Here is a 4,855-nt window from a genome sequence, read left to right as displayed (position 1 = left end):
ACGCCCCCAGCGGCACTAAACTGGCTCTCGCCAATCGTTTTGCAAATCCGCACGGGCGGAAGAGCGCGGGCGTAGCTCAGTTGGTAGAGCGCTAGCTTCCCAAGCTGGATGTCGAGGGTTCGAATCCCTTCGCCCGCTTTCAACGTAAGTTTCGTCGAATTCGAGCTTTCGATTACCTGCCGGCGGTCGGCAGTGCGGCACCAAAGTTCTCGGGGATTTCCGTAACAGCGGCCAATTCTTGACGCCACAAGACTGGCTACCGACAATTTTTCCAGTCGCGCTACTGGTAAGGTCCCGATTGCGCGCCGACGCCGGACAGGGCAGCATGAGGCTGCCGTTGCGGCTTATTCCTGGCCGGCCATTTCTCGGCCGCCTTCTGCTGCGGTTCGGTCCACTTGCATTCGCGCGGCGCTCGTGCCGACGGTGGGTTTCCTCGGTCGGGAACGAGACTGGATGGAACAATACGGCTTCACTCCGGACGACAAGCTGCGCGGGCTGACGTCGACCGCCTACGACGCGATGCACCATCTGTGCTTCGAGCTGCATTACTTGTCGTGCAGCGGTGGGGTGGGGCGCGGCCGGCAGCATTGAATTAGTCGTCGCGTCTATGCTGGCTCATTCCAAGCCGTCGCACTTTGACCAACCGGCGCCGGCGCGTTACCGTTTGCTGGCGCAAGTTTCTCGCGGGGAAAGCCCAAACGTGGCGGTGCCACCGTGCCCAAAGGATACGCGACTGCGGTGCCAATGCAGAAGCAGAACTTACGGCGATGATTCCGCTGGCTCGGCCGTCGCCACTGGCAGAGGCCCCAACGCGGCACAAAATCGCAATTAAGCCGAGGGCGGAAGCGGCAAACCCAGCCCATGCGCCAGCGTCCGAAAGAGCGGCAGTTCGATACTGTGCGTCTTGTTCTCGAAGAATTGTTCATCGGCGAGCTGCTCGTACGGGCAGTCATGGAATGCGAAAAATTCAGCGTCCGGAAACTCGCAACCAAACCTCCGACCGCCGCCCTTGTGCAGCGCCAACCGTAACCGAGCCACGTTTTCGAGACCGATGCTACAACGAAGCCATCCTGGTTTTTCCACGCGTGCATCGCTAAAGAACCGCCGCGCCGCCTCGTACGTTCTGTGCGCGAGGTGCGTGCAGTCATAAAGGCTCGGCTCATCTTCAAAAAGGGATTGATACGCGAAGATCATACCTTTCGAATCCGCGCAGCTGAAACCAAGCGGCGCCTGGGGGCCACGAGCACTCCGCAGGCTAATGCAGCCACCTGGTGCCGCGACAGTTTCGTCGTACCCCGCCACGAAGTGGATCGCGGCACATTGCGGCTCCGTGCACAATTCACGCCATGGGAAAATGGGGATGACCGAAGCCCAGACGGCCGGCCGGAGTCCATCGTTTTGCACAAACCGGCGAGCTCGTATCAAGGCTCGTTCGACCAAAGCGTCGCGGTCACTTTCGAGGCGCTTCCGTCGGCCGAGCAGGTGCCCGAGCCGCGGCAAGTCCGCCAGTTCGAACTTATGGTTCACGTCGCCCGTTCGGATGTAGACCCGCGTGCTGTTGGCGATCGCGTGCGGCGCGTCTGGGCTCTCGCGAACCCGAACGACCGCCAACACGGTTCCGTGTTGTCCATTGTTTGGAATGATCGGGCTGATTTCTGGCAGCACCGGCGGATAAATCGCGTCGCGACAGATCTGCACGATACGCTCGCTAATGCCACGGTCCGCCGGCATCCCTGCAGCTGGCCAGATAGGATGATTATGCGAGTCAGTGCCGACGCCGAGCAGGATCAATCCGCCCAGCGTATTCGCGAATGATGCGACGAGCTTTTGTAACTCGGCGGGCATTGCTGACTTGTAGTCGAGCCGCGGCCCTTCTGGCAGGCCTAGCTTACAAAAGGCCTCGATGTCCTCAAATGTGACCTGGTCGAGCGTTTGATGCCAAAGGCTCATGCTTACCTTCTTGCTGCGCCCAGCGATCGAGCCGCGCACCTGCACTTCGGCGATGAATTATGGAGTTTTCAGCACCTCAACCGGTCTACTTTTTGCGACGCTGCGCCTTCCGCTTGCTCATGGCTTCAAGCCGAAGTTTGCCCGCGACCAAGCCGGCCGTTGGATACGCTATTTCTTTCCGATGGCAAACCTTAACGCCAGATTCAGGCGGCTGTGAACGCCAGCCCATCCAAATGGACGCTCGATTGGTTGGTAGACTGAACGTCTGCTTCGGAGGTCTAAAGATCGCTGCGTTGTCGCGAATAAATCGCTGCGTCGGTGGAAAAACACATAAGCTCATGGCGCACTTGAAGAATGAAAGAATGCATGCCACTGGCTGTCGAGACTTTGCTCGAAGTATTGGCACTCCAGTTGGATCGATAGGGCAAATGGCCCCGAAGATTGGATGAACATAGATTGCATTTTCAGCGCCGTGGTAGTTAAGAGCCTTGTGGTGGCCATACAAGCCGCACCGTGCTGGGAATGGTGCGCCTTCAAAGATTATCCGTAGCCATTCCAGCGGTGGGTGCCAGTCACCTGGAAGCTGCACGTTGTCGCGTCTATTGGCAAAGGCCACTCCGCAAAGCACCTTTAGCATCCAGCGCTCGAGATCGTCGCCATTGAATAAAAAAAGCAACTCTGGGCCAGGCGGCTCACGTAAATTTGCCAGACACCTTTGAATCGCGACTACGAACTTCGTGCCAAGCTCATCGAGCTGGGTCAACCGATTATTGTGGCCTTTGCATAAAATCTGGTGCTTTATCCGTTTGCTCTGGATTCCTGTCCGGTCGATCGCTTGCCGCTGCCCGGGTTGATTACTGATTCCAAGATGCCCGTCGTCCCCAGCCAGCAGGCGCAGCGCCGCGGCTGAAAATGGGTGCTCGCCGGTCATCGGACCGTCGCAGTCGCCGAGCGCATTTGCATAGCAGCCACGCCTACGCCCGGGCTTCCACAGCTTTTTTCGCGCCTTAATGACGGACTTGGGCACAAATCCGCGGCCCTTACATGCGCAATCTTTAACTAGCATTCCACTTTGGCAAGGGCAGGGGATGTTCTCGTCGAACATGGCGCGTTCCGTGAAACTCCCGGGGGTCCGCTCAGCCTATTGCCTGCGGGCCCGATTGGCAATGCGTCGCGCTATCAGCTTGAGCGCGGCTCGACGGCGATCCGTCGAGCCAAAGCTGGGCCGCGTGCGCCTGAACAACCGAGCCAGCCCGCACGCATCCGTTTAGCCCTTGTGCCGTCACTGAGATACCCGGGCCGGCTCGGCGAGCGGATGGACAAGACGGGCTTCGCGCCGGACGACAACGAACGATTTGCCGTGCCCGGCTGCTTATTGCCCACGCGCCCGGGGTGGCAGCCAAATCGCAGCAGCGCGCAATAGTTCTGGCCACTGCATCTGAAACAAGCTTAAGACAGTGTGCCACGATGTTCCGCGCATGACCCGCGCTTTCGCATAGAAGACCGTCTGGACGGCGATTAGGTTTGGCTCGTCAACTGCCTGGTATCCCGACGCTGCTGAAAGTGTTCTCCAAATGCCGCACCCGCTAATCCCGTTCAGGCGTTCAGGGAAATCAAATTGCCCACCACTGTCACCGCATATATTCGACTTGCGGGCGTTCAGCAGAATGTGATGTGACGAACGATAAGTCTCAAAATCAGCAGTACTTCCTTCGTACAACCCAGTGTGCAGCTTTATTGGGCGAAGCTCCCCTTTTTGGCCCTTGAACTCGCCAGGTGTGCTGGTCTCGTTTGGGAAGCCATAAACGCAGAAAAGATCGCCGCGGTTCGGCATTCTTGGATCGACATTCGCAAGCCGGACAAAGTCATGATTCGCGAAAAACTCAACAGCGCCGTGTCCAAGTTGCATGATCGCGATATCGCGGAAGTCTTTTTCCCCAGGACGATCAGGACGGGTTATCGTCCACACATCCTCCACGACAAAAACACCGCCGCCCTCGAGCCTTCCAAATACTAGCGGGTGGCCGCCAGCGTCGGCTGACGTCACGACGTGAGCGGCCGTTACGAGAAAGGACTTGTCGCCGATTCGGAACAATGTTCCAGTGCCATGTTGCCGCACCTGATTCTCGATCTCAACCAAAATGGGCACGGATGTCTTAGTAGCACGGTCACCGATCAATTGGTCGGCGATCCCGTAGGCTGACAGAAGCGGATCTGGTTTTTGTTCGCTTTCCATGCAGCTCATCGTCGATTTCAATTCGAGTTCTTTTTACCGTAGGGATCATGCCAGCCGAATTCATCGATCAGAGCTGTGCGCAAATCCGCGTAGCCGTCTTCGGGTCCGTCTCCTTCTTGGTCAAAGACGAACACCGAAAGCTGTTCGAACTGGTCGTCCCATTCGAGGGCTTCGACTTCAAGTCGGTCGTCGGCCTCGATGCGCGAGCCCGGCCGCGGGCGGTAAACCAGGACCATGCCGACGTGCGGGACGAAGGGTAATTCCACGTCCCGGTGCACCTCGAACTCGTCGCCAATGAACCGAACGAGTGTGACCTTCATGCCAGCTCAGAGACACGGATCAAGGAGATAACAGGGCACCAACCACTCTCCGTCATTGACCGAAACCGAGCGCAGCCGCTCGGTCAAATGACTGTAACTCGCGGCAAATACATACTACAGCATCCGAAGTATTGCGAAAGCTGACGGAAGGTGTAAAATCGCCAAATCCTCGGGGATTCTGGTGCTTTTCGGCCGACAACCTTGCGTTTTCCCAAGCTGGATGTCGAGGGTTCGAATCCCTTCGCCCGCTTTTTTTGACAAGTCAGACCGGTTCCTAAACTTAGGAATACCCTTCCACACGTCAAGGGCAGCCATCACGTCTGGTCGCCAAGCCGGGGGCGGACAACCA

The 4,855-nt window shown here is 57.8% G+C and carries 5 protein-coding genes and 1 tRNA gene; 2 read left to right on the top strand and 4 right to left on the bottom strand.

Going from position 1 to position 4,855, the window contains the following annotated elements:
* Window positions 1-65: 65 nt before the first annotated feature.
* Both VGG64_14805 and VGG64_14800 read left to right on the top strand, forming a co-directional pair.
* Window positions 66-138, top strand: a tRNA-Gly gene (locus tag VGG64_14805).
* A 315-nt stretch (window positions 139-453) separates the two neighbouring features.
* Window positions 454-591: a hypothetical protein gene (locus tag VGG64_14800; GenBank protein ID HEY1600874.1), complete on the top strand. Its 138-nt coding sequence runs from the start codon at window positions 454-456 to the stop codon at window positions 589-591.
* Between the two features lie 237 nt (window positions 592-828).
* On the opposite strand, the gene VGG64_14795 is transcribed toward VGG64_14800, so the two are convergent.
* The 4 genes from VGG64_14795 to VGG64_14780 all read right to left on the bottom strand — a co-directional run bounded on the left by VGG64_14795 (window position 829) and on the right by VGG64_14780 (window position 4,506).
* Entirely contained in the window at window positions 829-1,950 is a 1,122-nt protein-coding gene (locus VGG64_14795; GenBank protein ID HEY1600873.1) for an ATP-binding protein, read from the bottom strand.
* 85 nt (window positions 1,951-2,035) lie between these two features.
* Window positions 2,036-3,055 (bottom strand): hypothetical protein, encoded by a 1,020-nt coding sequence (locus VGG64_14790; protein ID HEY1600872.1) that lies wholly within the window; start codon window positions 3,053-3,055, stop codon window positions 2,036-2,038.
* A 267-nt stretch (window positions 3,056-3,322) separates the two neighbouring features.
* The gene (locus VGG64_14785; protein HEY1600871.1) at window positions 3,323-4,186 is read right to left on the bottom strand and encodes a trypsin-like serine protease; all 864 of its coding nucleotides are present in this window, start codon (window positions 4,184-4,186) and stop codon (window positions 3,323-3,325) included.
* 17 nt (window positions 4,187-4,203) lie between these two features.
* Window positions 4,204-4,506, bottom strand: coding sequence for a hypothetical protein (locus VGG64_14780; protein HEY1600870.1), 303 nt, complete (start codon window positions 4,504-4,506; stop codon window positions 4,204-4,206).
* Window positions 4,507-4,855 lie beyond the last annotated feature (349 nt).

The organism is Pirellulales bacterium (assembly GCA_036490175.1).
Lineage (GTDB): Bacteria > Planctomycetota > Planctomycetia > Pirellulales > JACPPG01 > JACPPG01.
This window is presented reverse-complemented; position numbering and strand designations above follow the sequence as displayed.

Excerpts from the sequence above, each read along its gene's own strand:
- VGG64_14785 (HEY1600871.1), bottom strand. The coding sequence starts at position 4,186 with ATGGAAAGCGAACAAAAACCAGATCCGCTTCTGTCAGCCTACGGGATC.
- VGG64_14790 (HEY1600872.1), bottom strand. The coding sequence starts at position 3,055 with ATGTTCGACGAGAACATCCCCTGCCCTTGCCAAAGTGGAATGCTAGTT.
- VGG64_14800 (HEY1600874.1), top strand. The coding sequence starts at position 454 with ATGGAACAATACGGCTTCACTCCGGACGACAAGCTGCGCGGGCTGACG.
- VGG64_14795 (HEY1600873.1), bottom strand. The coding sequence starts at position 1,950 with ATGAGCCTTTGGCATCAAACGCTCGACCAGGTCACATTTGAGGACATC.
- VGG64_14780 (HEY1600870.1), bottom strand. The coding sequence starts at position 4,506 with ATGAAGGTCACACTCGTTCGGTTCATTGGCGACGAGTTCGAGGTGCAC.